Source organism: Edaphosphingomonas fennica (assembly GCF_003034225.1).
Lineage (GTDB): Bacteria > Pseudomonadota > Alphaproteobacteria > Sphingomonadales > Sphingomonadaceae > Sphingomonas_E > Sphingomonas_E fennica.
Window position 1 is genome coordinate 1 of the sequence record NZ_PHHF01000058.1, and the last position, 16,466, is coordinate 16,466.

At 63.2% G+C, this 16,466-nt stretch carries 15 protein-coding genes; 4 read left to right on the forward strand and 11 right to left on the reverse strand.

Translation table 11 applies throughout. The features are described 5' to 3' along the window. Positions 1-385 (forward strand): LOG family protein (locus CV103_RS13885; protein ID WP_107395322.1); only part of this gene is annotated, 385 nt, incomplete at its 5' end. Positions 386-423: 38 nt separating this feature from the next. Here the strand turns inward: CV103_RS13885 and CV103_RS13890 are convergent. Beyond that, positions 424-1,380 (reverse strand): AraC family transcriptional regulator, encoded by a 957-nt coding sequence (locus CV103_RS13890; RefSeq protein ID WP_107395272.1) that lies wholly within the window; start codon positions 1,378-1,380, stop codon positions 424-426. A gap of 55 nt (positions 1,381-1,435) precedes the next feature. Here CV103_RS13890 and CV103_RS13895 point away from each other — a divergent pair, with 55 nt between their 5' ends. Continuing rightward, positions 1,436-2,407, forward strand: coding sequence for an SDR family NAD(P)-dependent oxidoreductase (locus CV103_RS13895; RefSeq protein WP_107395273.1), 972 nt, complete (start codon positions 1,436-1,438; stop codon positions 2,405-2,407). A gap of 36 nt (positions 2,408-2,443) precedes the next feature. On the opposite strand, the gene CV103_RS13900 is transcribed toward CV103_RS13895, so the two are convergent. Then, positions 2,444-3,592 (reverse strand): alpha/beta fold hydrolase, encoded by a 1,149-nt coding sequence (locus CV103_RS13900; RefSeq protein ID WP_342749170.1) that lies wholly within the window; start codon positions 3,590-3,592, stop codon positions 2,444-2,446. A 76-nt stretch (positions 3,593-3,668) separates the two neighbouring features. Further along, the gene (locus CV103_RS13905) at positions 3,669-4,499 is read right to left on the reverse strand and encodes an alpha/beta fold hydrolase (protein WP_107395275.1); all 831 of its coding nucleotides are present in this window, start codon (positions 4,497-4,499) and stop codon (positions 3,669-3,671) included. Positions 4,500-4,947: 448 nt separating this feature from the next. Here CV103_RS13905 and CV103_RS13910 point away from each other — a divergent pair, with 448 nt between their 5' ends. Further along, on the forward strand, positions 4,948-6,387 hold the full coding sequence (locus CV103_RS13910) for a catalase (RefSeq protein ID WP_107395276.1): 1,440 nt from the start codon (positions 4,948-4,950) through the stop codon (positions 6,385-6,387). A gap of 137 nt (positions 6,388-6,524) precedes the next feature. Here the strand turns inward: CV103_RS13910 and CV103_RS13915 are convergent, their stop codons facing one another. From CV103_RS13915 to CV103_RS13945, 7 genes are all read right to left on the reverse strand, one after another. Beyond that, positions 6,525-8,849, reverse strand: a complete 2,325-nt coding sequence (locus tag CV103_RS13915; protein WP_107395277.1) for a PAS domain-containing sensor histidine kinase — start codon at positions 8,847-8,849, stop codon at positions 6,525-6,527. A 433-nt stretch (positions 8,850-9,282) separates the two neighbouring features. After that, positions 9,283-11,361: an ATP-binding protein gene (locus CV103_RS13920; protein WP_107395278.1), complete on the reverse strand. Its 2,079-nt coding sequence runs from the start codon at positions 11,359-11,361 to the stop codon at positions 9,283-9,285. Continuing rightward, a complete protein-coding gene (locus tag CV103_RS13925) occupies positions 11,358-11,744 on the reverse strand; it encodes a response regulator transcription factor (RefSeq protein ID WP_245896840.1) in 387 nt (128 codons plus the stop codon). The genes CV103_RS13920 and CV103_RS13925 overlap by 4 nt, the downstream gene beginning before the upstream one ends. 85 nt (positions 11,745-11,829) lie before the next feature. After that, positions 11,830-12,480: a response regulator transcription factor gene (locus CV103_RS13930; protein WP_107395279.1), complete on the reverse strand. Its 651-nt coding sequence runs from the start codon at positions 12,478-12,480 to the stop codon at positions 11,830-11,832. Continuing rightward, positions 12,477-12,998, reverse strand: coding sequence for an RrF2 family transcriptional regulator (locus CV103_RS13935; RefSeq protein WP_245896842.1), 522 nt, complete (start codon positions 12,996-12,998; stop codon positions 12,477-12,479). The genes CV103_RS13930 and CV103_RS13935 overlap by 4 nt, the downstream gene beginning before the upstream one ends. A gap of 139 nt (positions 12,999-13,137) precedes the next feature. Next, on the reverse strand, positions 13,138-13,563 hold the full coding sequence (locus tag CV103_RS13940; RefSeq protein WP_107395324.1) for a nuclear transport factor 2 family protein: 426 nt from the start codon (positions 13,561-13,563) through the stop codon (positions 13,138-13,140). A 30-nt stretch (positions 13,564-13,593) separates the two neighbouring features. Then, the gene (locus tag CV103_RS13945; protein WP_245896843.1) at positions 13,594-14,316 is read right to left on the reverse strand and encodes an SDR family NAD(P)-dependent oxidoreductase; all 723 of its coding nucleotides are present in this window, start codon (positions 14,314-14,316) and stop codon (positions 13,594-13,596) included. Between the two features lie 125 nt (positions 14,317-14,441). Here CV103_RS13945 and CV103_RS13950 point away from each other — a divergent pair, with 125 nt between their 5' ends. Further along, positions 14,442-15,335 carry a LysR family transcriptional regulator gene (locus CV103_RS13950; protein WP_107395282.1) on the forward strand — a complete coding sequence of 298 codons (894 nt, stop codon included), beginning with the start codon at positions 14,442-14,444 and terminating at the stop codon, positions 15,333-15,335. Between the two features lie 99 nt (positions 15,336-15,434). On the opposite strand, the gene CV103_RS13955 is transcribed toward CV103_RS13950, so the two are convergent. Further along, positions 15,435-16,349, reverse strand: a complete 915-nt coding sequence (locus CV103_RS13955; protein ID WP_107395283.1) for an MBL fold metallo-hydrolase — start codon at positions 16,347-16,349, stop codon at positions 15,435-15,437. Positions 16,350-16,466: the final 117 nt, after the last annotated feature.

Consider the following 16,466-nt stretch of genomic DNA (forward strand, 5'->3'; position numbering starts at 1 on the left):
CCTACGATCAGACCAGACAACCGATCCTACCGGCCATCATAGTCGCCGCTCAACCGGCCATCGTAGTTGTCGCCGCGCACTGATGGCGTCTCTCTCGGATGGGTTTATCGCCCTGCCCGGCGGCATCGGCACATTCGAGGAACTGTTCGAGATCTGGACATGGGCGCAACTCGGCAGCCACGCCAAGCCCTGCGGCCTGCTCAACATCCTCGGCTTTTACGATCGGCTGCTGGAATTTCTGGATCATGTCGCGGCGCAGGGATTCCTGAAAAAGGTCCATCGCGAGATGCTGCTCGTGCAGGAGGACCCGGTGTCCCTGCTGCGTGCCATGACGCATTATCGCGCGCCCACGGAGACCAAATGGCTGAAGCCAGCTGAAACCTGACATGCGATCGCCCATGCGCGATGAGGTGTGGCGACAACTCAGCCTTTCGTGCGGCCGGCCATTGCCTGAGCCTGGCGCGGCGTCAGGCCCGTAATCCGGCGGAAGGCAAAGCCGAAGGCGCTTTCCGAGCTGTAACCGGCGCGTGCGGCAACCGCCGCGATCGTTGTGCCCGGTTGCGCAAGCGCCTTCCGGGCGAGCGCGATCCGCAATCTCAGCAGATAATCCATCGGCGGATGGCCGACAGCCGTTCGAAACCGCGTCGCGAAGCGCGACCGCGAGAGGTGCGCGATGCCCGCAAGATCCTCGATCCGCCAGAAACGTTCCGGATTTCGGTGCATGGCCCGCAGCGAAGCGCCGACACGTGGATCGGCGAGTGCGGCAAGCCAGCTCCCGGCCTGTCCCTCGGGAAGGCTCCGGATGAGTTCGATGAAGACCATCTGCATGATCTGGGCCGCCATCGCCGATGCGCCCGCCGCTTGCGACGCGAGTTCCTCTCCCAGCCGGTCGGCAAGCCAGCGCAGCCGCCGGGCAACCGGCTCATCGGCGCGGATCACGACAACCGGCGGCAGGGCATCGACTAGGAAATCGGCGGTGTCGGGCAACTCCATGCGACCGCCGAGGCAATGAAAATCACGGCCGGGACCTGCATCGAGCCAGGCGCAATCATTCGCCCGCGTGCCGGCGAAGACTTCCGTCGCGGGTCGCGGCACGCGATTGAGATCCGTTCCGATGACGAAGGGAAGGTCGGCAGCCACGAGAAAGCAGCTGCCTTCCTCAAGCGACCATTGCTCCTCGCCGACCTTCAGCTCGCAAGCGCCCTGCTTGATGACGTTGCATTTGAGCGCACGCACCGGAGCGACGCGAACGGCCCAGTTCCCGCGCGCCCTCAATCCGGTCGACACGACGGCGCGCGCATCGACGAGCGACAGGATTTGCGACAAGGGATCCTCGCACAATTCAGCAGGATCTCGATAGGAATTGGGATTTTCAGACATAGCAACACCTGCATCGGCTTTCCATTTTGCCTGTCAATCGGACAGGAGATTGTACATGCCCTCTTTTCAGCAGCCGCTTGGGACCGGCCTTGGACCTTTCACCACCGCCGAAGAGGTCGCCCATGGCCTGGACCTTTCGGGAAAGACCGCCGTCGTGACCGGCGGCGCCTCCAATCTCGGCCGGGAAACGGTCAGGCTCCTCTCCTCCAGAGGCGCGCGCGTGGTCGTGCCGGCACGCGAACCGCAGGCGGCGCGCGAGGCCCTTTCGAACCTCGACAATGTCGAGCTTTTACCGATGGACCTGCTCGATCCCGCGTCAATCGCCGGGTTCGCCGCACAGGTCATGGACAGCGCGCCATCGCTCGATCTGCTGATTCTCAGTGCCGGCGTGATGGCAAGCCCGCTGTTTCGTGATGCGGAAGGCCATGAGGGTCAGTTCGCCACGAACCATCTCGGCCATTTCCGGTTGACGGCGGCGCTGTGGCCGGCACTGCTGCGTGCCGCCGGCGCGCGGGTTGTCATTCTTTCTTCGCGTGCACATCAGCTCGGCGGGCTTGATCTGTCCGACCTCGATTTCAGGCGCCGCGCCTATGACAAATGGCTTGCTTATGGTCAGGCGAAAACGGCCAATGCCCTCTTCGTCGTCGCGCTCGACGCGCGGGGTGCCGAGCATGACGTTCGTGCTTTCTCGGTCCATCCCGGCTCCATCCTCGGCCCGCTCGCGCGGCACCTCACGCGCGAGGAGATCGCCCGGTTCGGAGCCGTGGACGCAGACGGTTCCGCCATTGTCGATCCCGACCGCGATCTCAAAAGTCCGCAGCAAGGCGCCGCGACGACGATATGGTGTGCAACCTCGCCCGCCCTTGACGGCATCGGCGGGGTCTATTGCGAGGATTGCGACATTGCGGCTGTCGTTCCGGACGGTCAGCTCGGTGGACCTGGCGTGCGTCCGTTCGCCATCGACCCTGCGATGGCGGAAGCGCTCTGGACCGAGAGCGCCCGGCTGACCGGCTGCGATGTCCCATGAGCCACCCGGTCGCCCAGCGCCCGCGCATCCTCGGGATCACCCAGCCATCCGGTCGGCGTCGACGATCGCGCGGGCAAAGGCGTCCGGCGCTTCCTGTGGGAGGTTATGGCCTATGCCGCCTTCGACAAGCCGGTGCTCATAGGCCGAGGTGAAGCGCGCCCGATAATCACGGGCCCGCGGACGAGGTGCGCCATTCGCATCCCCCTCCAGCGTCACGGCGGGGATCGTCACGGGAGGAAAGGATGCGAGCCGCTCTTCCATCGCGGCGTAGCGCGCCTCGCCCTCCGCCAGGCCCAGCCGCCAGCGATAATTGTGGATCGCGACCGGGACATGATCGGGATTGTTGAGCGCGGCGACCGAGCGAAGGAAGGTAGGCTCGTCGAAGGTCCAGCGGGGCGAGGCGGTTTTCCATATCAGCCGAGCGAAATCGTGCGTGTGCAACGCATAGCCCTGGCGCCCGCGCTCGGTCGCGAAATAATATTGATACCACCAGCTCCGCTCCGCTTCGGGCGCGAGCGGTGTTGCGCCCGCCGCCTGGCTGCCGATGAGATAACCGCTCACCGAGACAAGCGCACGGACCCGCGCGGGATAGAGGACGGCGAGAACGCACGCCGTTCGCGCGCCCCAGTCACAGCCGCCGACGATGGGACGTTCGAGACCCAGCGCTTCCATGAGTTCGATCGCATCGCTTGCCAGCGCGGCCTGCTGGCCGTTGCGAGGAGAAGCCTCGGCGAGGAAGCGGGTCGCGCCAAAGCCGCGCAGATAGGGGATGATCACGCGGAAGCCCGCAGCCGCGAGCAGCGGCGCGACATCGGCGTAGGTGTGAATGTCGTAGGGCCAGCCATGAAGCAGCAGGACGGGCCGGCCGTCCGCTGGCCCTGCTTCGGCATAGGCGATTTCCAGTACGCTCGTGCGCACCCGCTTGAGCGGGCCGAAACGGGAGGATGGCGTCGGCATCAGCCTGCCCGGCGGCGCGGCGCGCGCCGGGGTTGCGGGCGTTGCGAGACAGGCCGCCCCGCTAAGCGCGGACAGGAGGAAGCCGCGCCGTTCCAGCTGCGCCCCGTCCGGGCCGATCGACAGCTGCGTCCCAGATCCGTGTCCGGGCGCGCGCATCGGTGTCGGCGATTTCGGAGGGAAGATGTCGTGCCACGGGTCCTGCCGGTGGCCGTCGCCAGCCATGCCCATCTCGCTCTCCTTCCGTTTCTGTCGCGGCGGTTGCGCCTTGCCGGGACGAACGGCCTGTCCGTCCCGGCGCCGCGCGTCAGCCGCGAATGAAGGCCAGCATGTCCGCGTTGATCACGTCGGCGTGGGTTGCCGCCATGCCGTGCGGATAACCGTCATAGGCCTTGAGTACGCCGTTCGCGAGCAGCTTGACCGACAATGGCGCGGAATCGGCGAAAGGCACGACCTGATCATCAGTTCCATGCATGACGAGCGTCGGCACCTTTATCTTCTTGAGATCATCGGTGAAATCCGTCTCCGAGAACGCCTTGATGCAGTCGTAATGGGCCTTGGCGCTTCCGACCATGCCCTGTCGCCACCAGTTCTGGACAAGCCCCTGGCTGATCTTCGCGCCCTCGCGGTTGAAACCATAGAACGGCCCGGCGGCGATATCGAGATAGAATTGGGAGCGATCCTCGGCGAGCGCCTTGCGGAAACCGTCGAACACCTCGATCGGCAGACCGCCCGGATTGCTCTCCTTCTTGACCATCACCGGCGGCACCGCGCCGACCAGAATGAGCTTTGCCAGCGCGCCGGGTGTGGCGCGCGCCGCATAATGAGCCGCCTCGCCGCCGCCGGTTGAATGCCCGATATGTACGGCACCCTTGAGGTCGAGTGTAGCAACCAGCGCCGCGACATCCGCGGCATAAGTATCCATGTCGTTCCCGCCATCGGTCTGGGTCGAGCGGCCATGGCCACGCCGGTCATGAGCGATGACGCGGTAGCCGTGCGCGAGGAAGAACAGCAGCTGGTTATCCCACTCGTCAGCCGTGAGTGGCCAACCATGATGGAAGACGAGCGGCTGCGCGTCGCGCGGACCCCAGTCCTTGTAGAAGATCTGGGCTCCGTCATTTGCGGAAATGAAGTTCATCGGATGAGCTCCTTGATTTGCGCTAGGGTGAGATGCGCCGAGGCTTGCGACCGGCCAGGCCAGACCGCTCGCGAACACAGCAGCGCCGCCGGCGACGCAGAATTCCCGGCGATCGATCATGAAATCCTTGAGTGGCGGCATTTTGTGCTCCTCTGCACGACGCCAACTCCGTCAGACACGAATTTCGACGGAGCGGCACGTTTGGAGATACCGAAAACCCGTGATTTCACGACCCTACGGGAGGCTCGGCGGAGCTATACAAAGGTCGAGCACATCCCAGCAAACAGGGCAGGACGGTATTGGCGACACGCTCGAAAAGCGTGGCATCACCGCGCGTTCCTAGTTTCTTCCTGGCCGAACGGATCGGTTCTCCAAGACCCCAGGTACAATCGTGAGCCGGCGTCTCGCGAGCCAAGTTCTCCGGCATCAACGGCAAGGAGACGTCGAAATGCGCAGCAAGATTCCGCTTCACCATGGGAATGGTGCACCGGTGGCGGATAATCTCAACATCCTCACTGCCGGTCGTCGCGGGCCAGCGTTGCTCCAGGACGTCTGGCTCATCGAAAAGCTCGCCCATTTCGATCGCGAGGTCATTCCCGAACGGCGAATGCACGCCAAGGGATCGGGTGCGCATGGCACATTCACCGTCACGCATGACATATCGCGTTACACGAAGGCGAGGTTGTTTTCCGAGGTCGGCAAGCAGACGCCGGTTTTCGTGAGGTTCTCAACGGTTGCCGGCGAACGCGGGGCAGCCGATGCCGAGCGCGACATTCGCGGATTCGCGGTCAAGTTCTACAGCGAAGAAGGCAATTGGGACCTTGTCGGCAACAACACGCCCGTTTTCTTCTTTCGTGACCCGTTGCGTTTTCCCGACCTCAATCACGCGGTAAAGCGCGATCCGCGAACGGGCCTGAGAAGCGCGGAAAATAACTGGGACTTCTGGACGCTGCTCCCCGAGGCATTGCACCAGATCACAATCCTGATGTCCGAACGCGGCATTCCGAAAAGCTACCGGCACATGCACGGATTCGGCAGCCACACATATTCGATGATCAATGCCGCCGGTGAGCGTAACTGGGTCAAATTCCACTTTCGCTGCGAACAGGGCATCGCGAACCTGAGAGATGACGAGGCGGCAGCACTGATCGGAAATGACCGGGAAAGCCACGGCCGCGACCTCCTAGAAACGATCGACCGTGGCGACTTTCCCCGATGGACGCTCGCAATCCAGGTGATGACCGAAGCCCAGGCGAGGACGCATCGGCATAACCCGTTCGACGTCACCAAAGTCTGGCCGAAGGGCGAATATCCGCTGATACGTGTCGGCACGCTCGAGCTGAATCGCAATCCCGAGAACTACTTCGCGGAGGTTGAGCAGGTAGCATTTTCGCCGGCGAACCTTGTTCCGGGGATCGGCGTGTCACCCGATCGCATGCTGCAGGCGCGTCTCTTCTCTTATGGTGACGCGCAGCGCTATCGGCTCGGGGTCAATCACCTGCATATCCCGGTCAACGCGCCGCAATGTCCCTTCACCAGCTATCACCGGGACGGCGCGATGCGTACCGACGGCAATCTCGGCGCAACGCCGAGCTTCTATCCGAACAGCCATGGCGTGTGGGAGGACCAGACCTCACTGAACGAGCCGGGACTATCCATCGATGGTGAAGCGGCTCACTGGGATCATCGCGACGAAGACGATCATTGGGAACAGCCGGGTATCTTGTTCCGCAACATGAACGAAGCGAAGCGCGCCACGCTGTTCGCCAACACGGCTCGGCAGATCAGCGGAGCGTCGCGACCGGTGCAGGAGCGCCACATCGCCAACTGCCATCGCGCAGACCCCGCTTATGGCGATGGCGTGGCGAAGGCGCTCGGCCTCATCTGAACGCATGGACGCTCTTCGACGGAAGGTTCAAAAAAGGGAAGGTCGAGGATGTCGCCGCGCGGGCTTTCGTCTTGCCGCAGCGAACCTCGCCTACCTATGCACACCCCATCGCCTTTACGATGGGAAATTCATAGTCTTCACCCATCCGCTGCGGCTGATCCTTCTCGGGTCGCCGGGGTCTTTCTGATCGGCAACGAGAAAGTGAACGTCGCGCCATTCGGGTCGTTGTTCTCGGCCCATAATTGCCCACCATGTGCTTCGACGATGGATCGGCAAATGGCGAGGCCTATTCCCATGCCGTGCTGCTTGGTGGTGTAAAACGGTTCGAACATCCTGTCGGGTAGCTCGATGCCGGGGCCGCTGTCACTGACCTGGGTCCTCACGATATCGTCGAACCGGCGCACGCTCAGCCGGAGCCTTCTGTGCGCCGCTTTGTCCATCGCCTCCATGCCATTGCGCATGAGGTTGATCAGCACCTGCTGGATCTGAACCGGATCGAACGCCAGAGAGGGAACATCACGAGCAATGTCGATGTCGATATGGACATGCCTACGCGCCGCCTCGTCCGCGAGGAGCTCGCGCGTCTCGGCGATGACGGCTTCCAGCGAATTGATCGTCCGCAGTTCCGTTGACTGACTGAACAGGGCGCGGATGCGGCTCACGATGTCGGCTGCTGCGTTCGCATTCCGGATGATACGCTCGGCGGTGATCTTAGCGCGCTCGATGTTCTCCGGCTGAGCGGAGAGCCAGCGATGGCAGGCATGGGAGTTCGCCACGATTGCGGCCAAAGGCTGGTTTACTTCATGCGCAATAGAGGCGGAGAGTTCCGCGAGACTCGCCGCCTGGCTTGCACGCGCAAGGCGCTCCTGGGCGAGCTTCAATTCCTGCTGGGCCCTGACTTCAGGGTCGATATCGAGGCAGATGACATTCCACTGTACGATTGCGCCCCTGGCATCGCGCATGGGCGCAGCGCGTGTTTCAACCCAGCGATATTCACCGTTTGAACTTCTCAGACGGTGTCTTCGAGCATAGGGCGCGCCGGTCGCTAACGAATGGCCGTAGTGTGCCTTAACACCCGGCAGGTCGTCAGGATGAACGCTGGCTTCGAGCGTGCCGTTCAGACGAGACTTGCCCGATGAGTCGAGATATTCGAAATCATAACCGAGATACTCTCTCATCTGCTGGCTACGGTAGATGGGTTCCCCATCTGCAGTCGCACAATCGATCATGGCCGGCAGCGTCTCGACCAGATGGTGGAGCATCCGCTCTCTTTCGCGCAAAGCTTCCTGAGTGCGAATCTCGTCTTCAATATCTATGGACGCGACATACCAGTTTACGATCCGACCATCGGCATCGCGCATCGGTTCAGCACTCGCCGCCATCCAGCGATATACACCATCCGCACGGCGCATGCGCCATTTCATGGACAGAACATCACCGCTGGCTAGCGATCGCTCGAATGCGTCGGCCACGCCGGCAGCGTCTTCCGGATGAATAACAGCTTCGATGAAGGCGATGGGTCCGCCCTTGTCCTGCTTGTTCACGCCAGCTACGTCCTGTCCCAGGAAATCGGCCAGCCGCTCGTTGAAAAACTCCGGCACACCCTGTGGCGTGACCCGCCACAAATAGCTCGGGATCATGTCCACGAGCTGGGACAGTTCGCGTTTCTGGTCGTACAAGGCCTCTTCAGCGCGCTTGCGTTCGGTCAGATCGAGAATGTAGGCGACACCCTGCCTGGACTGCCCATCGAAGCAGGCCGCGCCGATCAGGACCGGCACCCGGCTGCCATCCTTGCGGAAGAACGCCTTTTCGCGAGGCTCCATCTTCCCGGTCGCGGCAAGCTCTTCAGCCTCCTCGCGACCATGGACTTCCTGCCATTCCGGCGGCGTCATGTCGAACCACCGCAGCCCGGCCTTTAAGTCCTCGCGATCATATTGGACCATCCCCAGGAACGCGTCATTGGCATCGATCAGTGTTCCATCCAGATCCCAGATGACGATTCCAATGATATCCGAGTCCACGAGCCGGCGTATTCTGGCTTCACGTTCCGCGATGTCCCGGCAGAGTCGGACCTGATCGTCAATGTCGATCGTCGTCCCGAACCATTCGGTGATGGTGCCGTCTTCTCCCAGGCACGGCCGACCCGAGTTCCGGAACCAGCGATAACTGCCGTCCGCGCGCCGCAGGCGATGTTCCGTGTCATAATGCTCGCCGGTCTGCAGGCAATGGCGCCATCTGGCCGCAACACGCTCATAGTCGTCCGGGTGAATGACCTGTCGCCATCCGAATTCGTCGTCAGCGTAGGATGCGTTGAGATCCTCGCCGGCCACGCCCAGAAAGCTCAGCGTGTTGGGCGTGACATAGGTGAACTGCCCGGCGGGATTGGCCGACCAGCCGAAGCCCGGCATGGTTTCGAGAATGCGCAGCTTGCGCTCGACCTCGCGAAGCGACTCCGTGGTCATCGCGACAGCCCTCCCCGGCACTGACCGGATAAAATCCGTCTCGAGAGCCGCTTCAAACCGCGTGTTGGCGCCGACGCCTTGCCGACATGTTCGGGACCACCAGGGTAGACAGCACCACCGCTGCCCCGGCGGCCCATTCGGGCTTCACCGGGCAGGCCGATATCGAGCGGGGCAGTGGGTTCCCTGCGCACTGTTGCAGTCGCGCCGGTGGTCAAGAGAACGATCGCGATAGCCAGCCGGCTTTGCGAGAGAGGAATCGTCGTTGAACCTTCTGCATCAGGCCACAGAGCATAGGAGGACGAGGTCGTCACGATCGCACCTGTGCGGCGAGGGTGTAGCCTCGCCGCACAGCGATCCGTGGGACTATTTGCTCCTCCGATCCGCGCCTCGTGCAGTGTAGCGTGTAGCGCAAGCTGTGCCTGCACAAGCACAGTCAGATCCCCTCCGCGCAAGCTGGGCGTCCCGCGATCTGGTCCGCCGCCGCGAAACGTCCGGCGCGGGGCAGGATGACGCGGAACTGCGCACCGCCGCCGGGGCGGTTGGATGCCGACAGCTCGCCGCCATGAGCCGTGACGATGGATTGGCAGATGGCGAGGCCGATTCCCATCCCATGAGTCTTTGTCGTGAAAAATCCGTCGAATATGCGAGCGATATGATCGGGTGCGATGCCCGGTCCGCGATCGCCCAGCATGAAAAGAAGATCGCCCTTTTCATCGGTGCCGGTGGAGAGCGCGATTTCCTGCAGCGCTTCATCGCATCCCTCGACGGCCTGGATCGCGTTGATAAGCATGTTCACGACCACCTGCTGGAGCTGTATCCGGTCCCCGATCACCGGCGGCAATCCGCGGGCATAGGATGTCCTCACGCGGACCGAGCGCGTCTCGATCTCGTGGCGGACGAAGAGCAGGCTTTCTTGGATGATTTCGTTGAATGCGAGCTCGACCGGGGCAGGCGCCTGCTTGACGGCCATGCCGCGCACACGCTGCACAATCTCGTCCGCGCGCCGTGCGCTGGCGACGATCCTCGCGGTGAGTTGCTCGACCTTTCCGATGTCCGGCTTGTCACGCCCCAGCCAACGCAGGCTCGTTTCGGCGTTCGTGACTATGGCGGCGAGCGGCTGGTTGACCTCGTGGGCAATCGAGCTGGCCAGTTCTCCGAGCATCGAAACGCGGGCGGCGTGGCTGAAATCCGCCTGAAGCTGGCGCAACTGCGTCTCCATGCGCAATTGTTCCGTCACATCCTCAAGGCTGAAAATGGTGGTGTCCAGTTCGAGGAGCGGTTCCGGATATGTCACCGAAAAGCGAACATCGAGCACCCGATTGTCTAGGGTTTGAAGCTTCATGAGCTCGCTGTAGTTCTTCCGTCCGGTGAACCGACCGATCATCACACGGCGCAGCGCGGCGGGATTGGCGGCGAAAAGATAGCCCACGGGTCGAATCAGGTCCTGCACGCCTGCACCGCCCACCAGCTCGATCGCGCGGCGATTGACATCGGTGACGTTCACCGTGGCGGCCGCAAGCTCGACCAGTTCGGGATGCTCCTCCAGATATCGCTCGAAATCGACGACGCCATCCGCTCTCAGTTGCGCGTAAATCTTCCCCATGTGGCTGGCATCGACCTGCCAGAGGGCGACCGGCATATAGTCGATCAGCTTGCGGTAGCGGGCCTCGCTTGCCCGCAGGAACAGATAGGAACGATCGTCATCGGCGGCACCGTTCACCGCGATGAACAAGCGCCCGGAATGCGCGCGCCCCGCCCGCCAGACGGTGACGAGAGGATCGCGCAATATGCCGTCCGAGGCGAGCTGGCGGCGGCAGACCTTCCCCTCCCGGCCACGCAAAGCCTCGAGAACCAGCTCGGCAAGTATGCCGCGGCTGCCCACCGGCCAGAATGCCGCCACCGACTGGCCGGCCAGCAGAGCGGGTCCGCGATTGCCGCCGACCAGGCGCGCGGTCCGCTCATTGACCTCAACAATCAGCGCCCGCTCGACGAGACGGCTGTAAATATCTCGCAATTCGTCTTCGGGAACAGAGCCGGCCCGCGCGGCAATCTGCGCGATGATCTCCGCGGCGGGCGAGACGTCAATCTGCCAGCTCGCGGCGGTCGTGCGGTCGGGAACTGGCCCTGCTGCATATTGCGTTTCCCCGCTATCGCGTGTCGGGTACGCGAACTCGATAACGTCGCAATGCATGCCCGTGCCGTCGTAGCGCAGGTGGCGCCGCACTTCGGCGCAGACGATCCCGCCATCGCGTGTGTATCGGCTGATGCGTCCATGCCAGGATCCCTCTTGCAGCAGATGCGCCCAGGCGCGCCGTTCGTCGGCCGGCGATGGGGAGATGTCCGCGATTCGCGTCCCTCGCAGGGCAAGCGCGGGCCAGCCGAAGATGCGCTCGGCAGCCGGGTTCCAGCTGCGCACCTTGCCGGACTCATCGAGAATGACGATACTTTCCGACGCGAACTCCGCGATGCCGGCTTCATCATGATCGCGCGACTCACGAAGCGGGGATGTCATTGCCCACCGCCCCGGCCACCGTCGATGGCCGTCGCGATCGCGCCCAGTAGTCTCTCGTCGGAGACGGGCTTGGTGAACCAGGCCCTTGCTCCGAGCGAGAGCGCATGAGCGCGGGCCTGCTCATCCAGGACCGATGAAAGGACGATCACCGGCAGCCCGGCGCCCTCGACATGAAGGCGCTCGATGAGCTCTATACCCGTCATGCCTGGCATGCGGATATCGGTGATGAGGCAGTCAAAATGAAATTCAGTGCACGCGGTGAGGAAGGAAGCGGCACCCGCAAATGTATGGCAGGTGAGCCCCGAAACCATCAGCAGGTCTCCAAGAGCTTCACGGACAGCCTCGTCATCGTCCACGATGGCGACGGTCGGCAGTTCAGGCAAGGGGCGACATCCTCTTTAACGCAGACTCCGGAGCAGGAGTCATCTTTGTCGCGCAGCTTGCAAGGCATTGTTACCATACCAAAGACTAGGCTTGGACGGTTTCACGCATATCGGTCGGCAGCTTTTCCCAGGCGCGTATCAGCTCGCCGACGGAAGCGGCCTGCATCTTGCGCATCACGTTACTGCGATGCAGCTTCACGGTAATCTCGGTGATGCCGAGATCGAAGGCGATCTGCTTGTTCAGCCGCCCCAGGGCAACCTCGCGCATCACCTGGCATTCGCGCGGCGTCAGCGTCTCGAAATGCTCGACGTGACGCTGCACGGCACGCGCATGCGCCCGTCCCGCGATGTCGCGCTCGATGCCGGCCGTCACCGCGTCCAGCAGCGTCTGATCGCGGACCGGTTTGGTGAGAAAGTCTACCGCGCCCGCCTTCATCGCCTGAACGGACATGGGAATATCGCCATGGCCGGTCAGGAATATGATCGGCTTGAAGATGCCCGCCGAGGCAAAATGCTGCTGGAGATCAAGACCGCTCGCGCCCGGCATGCGGACATCCAGCACAATGCATCCCGGCCGCTCGAGAAGCGGAGAATCCATCAAGTCGCGCGTGGAGGCGCAGCATGCCGCCTCAATGCCGACCGAGAGCATCAATTCGCGGATGGCCGTGCGGACATCCTCGTCATCGTCGACGATGAAGACGAGCGGCAGCTCCTCTTCGGCTGTGTTGGTGATCATCCTGTCCCGTCCTTCCCCTGCGCCGGGCTTCCCGATCGCCGCCGGGCGATCCGCCGGTCAAACCATGTCCTGGTGTCCATGCCAAACGCGGGCGGCGCCTTTTGCTGAAGCCGCCCGGCAATGTCCGCGAGGCTTTCGCTCGCGAGGGCGTCGCGCATCGCCTTCTCCGCCTTGAGCATGACGGCGTGTATCGAGCAGACGCCGCGTGTCGCCCATCCGGGCGCTCCATCATCGAACAGGGCGCAGCGACTGCGAATTTCCTGGCATTCGAACAGCGGCTTTGGCCCCTCGATGGCGTCGACCAGTTCGAGCACGGAGATCGTCTCCGGCGCCCGCGCGAGCCGGTAGCCCCCGCGCACACCTTCGGCGGCCTCGACGATCCCCGCCTTCTCGAGCCTGGGAAAGATCTTCGCGACAAAGGAAGGCGAAATGCCCTGAAACGCGGCGAGGTCTCGCGCGCTGCGCGGCTGCTCGCCGGCGTCGACCAATCCCAGCAGGCAATGCAGCCCATATTCCACGCTTGCGGTTAGATGTGCCATAACAGAGACTATATTAGTCCGCGTTTGGCGAGGCAAGGGATTCCTCCCTTGCCTCGCCAGTAGCGGCCGGCACTTTTCTTTCCTGAGCATGTCCGAAAATGCGGCCGTCGAACGAAGCTCAGGCCACCTTCCGCCTTGGCGGAAGGAAGTTGCCGTCGATCCCGCCGGGCCAGGGCGTCACCGTCTCGCCCGCCACCCTCCAGATCCCGGACTCGCTGCGCAGGCGCAGCTCGTACATTGCAGGCGGTGCATCGGCACTCATGCGGCGATAGAGGATCGCGGTGGCATGATCGCCCTGCTGTTCGACATGAAGGACGCGATGCTCAGTCGAGAGCGGTGCCTCGCCAGCGTCCCGGCGAGAGCGGAACTCGGCTATGGAATCGTCGCGGCGAATTCGCGTCACCTCTCCGTCGCTGCCAAGCACCAGGAAGATCTGGTCCGGCGTATAGAGCTTCTCCATGCCTTCGATGTCATAGGCGCTGCCGACATGCACGACGTCGTGGATCAGGTCATGGATCGCGGGGTCGATTTCGGATTTGGTCATCATGATTTCCTTCCGGGGTGAATGAGAGGGTCAAAGCAGCGCCATGCCGCCATCGACGCGGAGATTGATGCCGGTGACGAAACTGCTGGCGTCCGAGGCGAGGAACAGCGCGGCGCGCGCCAGTTCCTCGGGCCGACCAAGCCGGCCGAGCGGGACCGCGCCCGCCATCATCGCGGTGAAAGCCTCGCGTTCTCCAGCGGGGACACCGAGCTTTTCGAGGATTTCCGTTTCCGTAGGTCCGGGGCTCAGGACGTTGACGCGGATGCCGCGGTCCCTGAACTCGAGCGCCCAACTCCGCGCGAAGGCGCCGATCGCCGCCTTGGTGCCGGCATAGACCGCATGGCCCTCCAGCACCTTGTCGCTCGCGAGCGAACCAACGAGAATGATCGAGCCGCCATCGCGCAGCCGGGGGGCGATCGCCTGGACGCCGAGGAAGGTGCCCCGCGCATTGATGCCGAACTGGGCGTCATACTCGGCGAGGGACACGTCAGACGACGCCGTGATCGTGTTGACGCCCGCATTCGCCATGTAGATGTCGACGCCGGCGAAGCGATCGCGAACGAAGTCCGCGATCTCGCGATGATGATCCGGATCGGCGACGTCGCCCCGGATGGCGACCGCGGACGGGCCGATGGCCCGCACCGCGTCGTCAAGAGCCTGTTGGCGCCGCCCGGTAATCACCACATGGGCGCCCTGCTCCGCAAAGAGCTTCGCGCTCGCGAGCCCGATGCCGCTGTTGCCGCCGGTGATCACGGTAACCTTTCCGCTCAAACTTGTCATGCTTTACCTCTGATGTTGAAATGGGAGGCATATCTGGCTTTTCCGGAACGAGAAATTAGACTGGACGAAGGCAAAGGATTTTTGACAAAAACTATCGAATGAGCACGGGACTCGAATCGATCAGCGGGCTTCATGCCTTTGTTCGGGCGGCAGAGGCGGGTTCGTTCAGCGCGGCGGCGCGCCTTGCGGGCACGACCCCATCGGCGGTTTCGAAAAGCGTGGAGCGGCTCGAGCAGCGCCTGGGTGTGAAGCTCTTCCTTCGTTCGACACGTTCGCTCGCACTGACTGTCGACGGAACCGCCTATTATGAGCGCGTGGCGCCGCTCCTGCGTTCCCTTGACGAAGCCAGCGATGTCCTGAGCAGTGACGACCCGGCGCGCGGGTTGCTGCGGGTCAGCCTTCCCGGCGTGCTTGGTCCCACGCTCGTCGATCATCTGACCGGTGGCTTCATCCCGCGCTATCCCGACATCAAGCTCGAGATCAGCATCACTGACCGTCATGTCGATCTCGTTCGTGAAGGGTTCGACGTCGCGCTACGCGTGGGCGCCGTGGAAGCGGCCGACTGGATGGTGCGACGCATCGCGACCTTGCCGCTCGTCCTCGTCGCAGCACCTGACTGGCTCGATCGTGCCGGTTATCCTTCAACACGCGACGATCTCCTGCAGGCCGCCCATGTTCGCTATCGCCTCGGCTCACACGCGTATCCGATCCGCTTTGCCGATGGCACTGAACTCGCAATAGATGGGGCGTTCGACACCGATTCCGGACAAGCGATGCGCACCGCTGCGCTTGCCGGGGTCGGTATCGCGCAGTTGCTCCGGCTCGCGGTGGCGGACGAACTTGCCGCAGGGCGCCTCGTCCAACTGCTGCCGCACGACCCGCTCGCCGCGATTCCAGTTCAGGCACTGCACGCGTTCGGCCGCTTGGCCCCATTGCGCGTGCGGTTGTTCACTGACTTTCTGGCCGAAGCGCTAGCACCGCATTCGATTTGAGCGGAACGAGGGCTTCCGGCCAGAACGGCCGTGTCGACCAGGGCGCGCGCTCTCCCGACAGGTGAATGCGCGCCCCGATCCGGCGGAGCCGCCTGGCGATCAATAGTCCCAGATTGACGCCACCCAACGAAAGGCATCGCCATCGAGCGCCACCCGGCCGAGCGAAGGGAAGGCAAGGTGGGTCGCCACCAGCAGTTCGCCGGTCGCCGCAGCCTCGCGAAGAAGATCAACCCGGACGCGCACCGATTCCTCTGGATCATGCTCGAAACCGTTGTGCCAGTCTGGATGGTCGAATCCCACCGGGAACAGGGCGTCGCCCGCGAACATCAGACGCTCACCGTTGGATTCCACCCGTACCACGCAGTGACCCGGGGTATGCCCGCCGGTCAGCTTCGCCGTGACGCCCGGCGCTACTTCAAGTTCGTTCTCGAAGGTGCGGATTTTATCCCCATAGGCTTCCACGAACTGGGCGGCCGTCGAGCGGAGAACGTCCGGCACGGGCGACGGCATCGAGGTCAGCGAGAAGTCGGGATCCTTCCAGAATTCGACTTCGGTCGAGGTCACATGGATCCGGACATCGGGCCGCAGCCTGTTGCGCACCTCATCGACGAGCAGTCCGCCGACATGGTCCATATGCATGTGGGTGATGACGACGTCCGTAACCGCTTCGAGCGGAATGCCAGCGGCTTCGAGGCGCTTGGGGAACTGGCCGGCGCGAGGGAATCCGGGGAACTGTCCGCCAAGGCCCGCATCCACCAAGATGATCTGCTCACCGCTGCGCACAACGAGAACGTTCAGGGCCCAGTCGAACATGTCGGGGCCGAGGAACATGTTGTTGAACCAGGCAGCGCGCGCATCGGGCGCCACATTGGTCGACATGGTTTCGGTCGGCAGCGGCAGCACGCCGTCGCTAATGATGAGGACATCCAGGCTGCCGACGCTGAGCGCATATCGCGAAGGGACAAGGTCGTCGGCGTCGGTCCTGCCAGGTTTGGCAATGGTTTCGAGTTTCATGCTTCATTCCTTTCGAGATGCCGCAATGCCACGGCGACAGTCAGGCTACGGAGCAGCCTTCGAAGAAGCGATTGGGTGGAAGCCTTGCCCGAGACATACGATCGTATAGGCGCGTTG

Coding starts and splice junctions, on each gene's coding strand:
- CV103_RS13890 (WP_107395272.1), bottom strand. CDS start 1,380: ATGTCTGAAAATCCCAATTCCTATCGAGATCCTGCTGAATTGTGCGAG.
- CV103_RS13895 (WP_107395273.1), top strand. CDS start 1,436: ATGCCCTCTTTTCAGCAGCCGCTTGGGACCGGCCTTGGACCTTTCACC.
- CV103_RS13900 (WP_342749170.1), bottom strand. CDS start 3,592: ATGGGCATGGCTGGCGACGGCCACCGGCAGGACCCGTGGCACGACATC.
- CV103_RS13905 (WP_107395275.1), bottom strand. CDS start 4,499: ATGAACTTCATTTCCGCAAATGACGGAGCCCAGATCTTCTACAAGGAC.
- CV103_RS13910 (WP_107395276.1), top strand. CDS start 4,948: ATGCGCAGCAAGATTCCGCTTCACCATGGGAATGGTGCACCGGTGGCG.
- CV103_RS13915 (WP_107395277.1), bottom strand. CDS start 8,849: ATGACCACGGAGTCGCTTCGCGAGGTCGAGCGCAAGCTGCGCATTCTC.
- CV103_RS13920 (WP_107395278.1), bottom strand. CDS start 11,361: ATGACATCCCCGCTTCGTGAGTCGCGCGATCATGATGAAGCCGGCATC.
- CV103_RS13930 (WP_107395279.1), bottom strand. CDS start 12,480: ATGATCACCAACACAGCCGAAGAGGAGCTGCCGCTCGTCTTCATCGTC.
- CV103_RS13940 (WP_107395324.1), bottom strand. CDS start 13,563: ATGACCAAATCCGAAATCGACCCCGCGATCCATGACCTGATCCACGAC.
- CV103_RS13950 (WP_107395282.1), top strand. CDS start 14,442: ATGAGCACGGGACTCGAATCGATCAGCGGGCTTCATGCCTTTGTTCGG.
- CV103_RS13955 (WP_107395283.1), bottom strand. CDS start 16,349: ATGAAACTCGAAACCATTGCCAAACCTGGCAGGACCGACGCCGACGAC.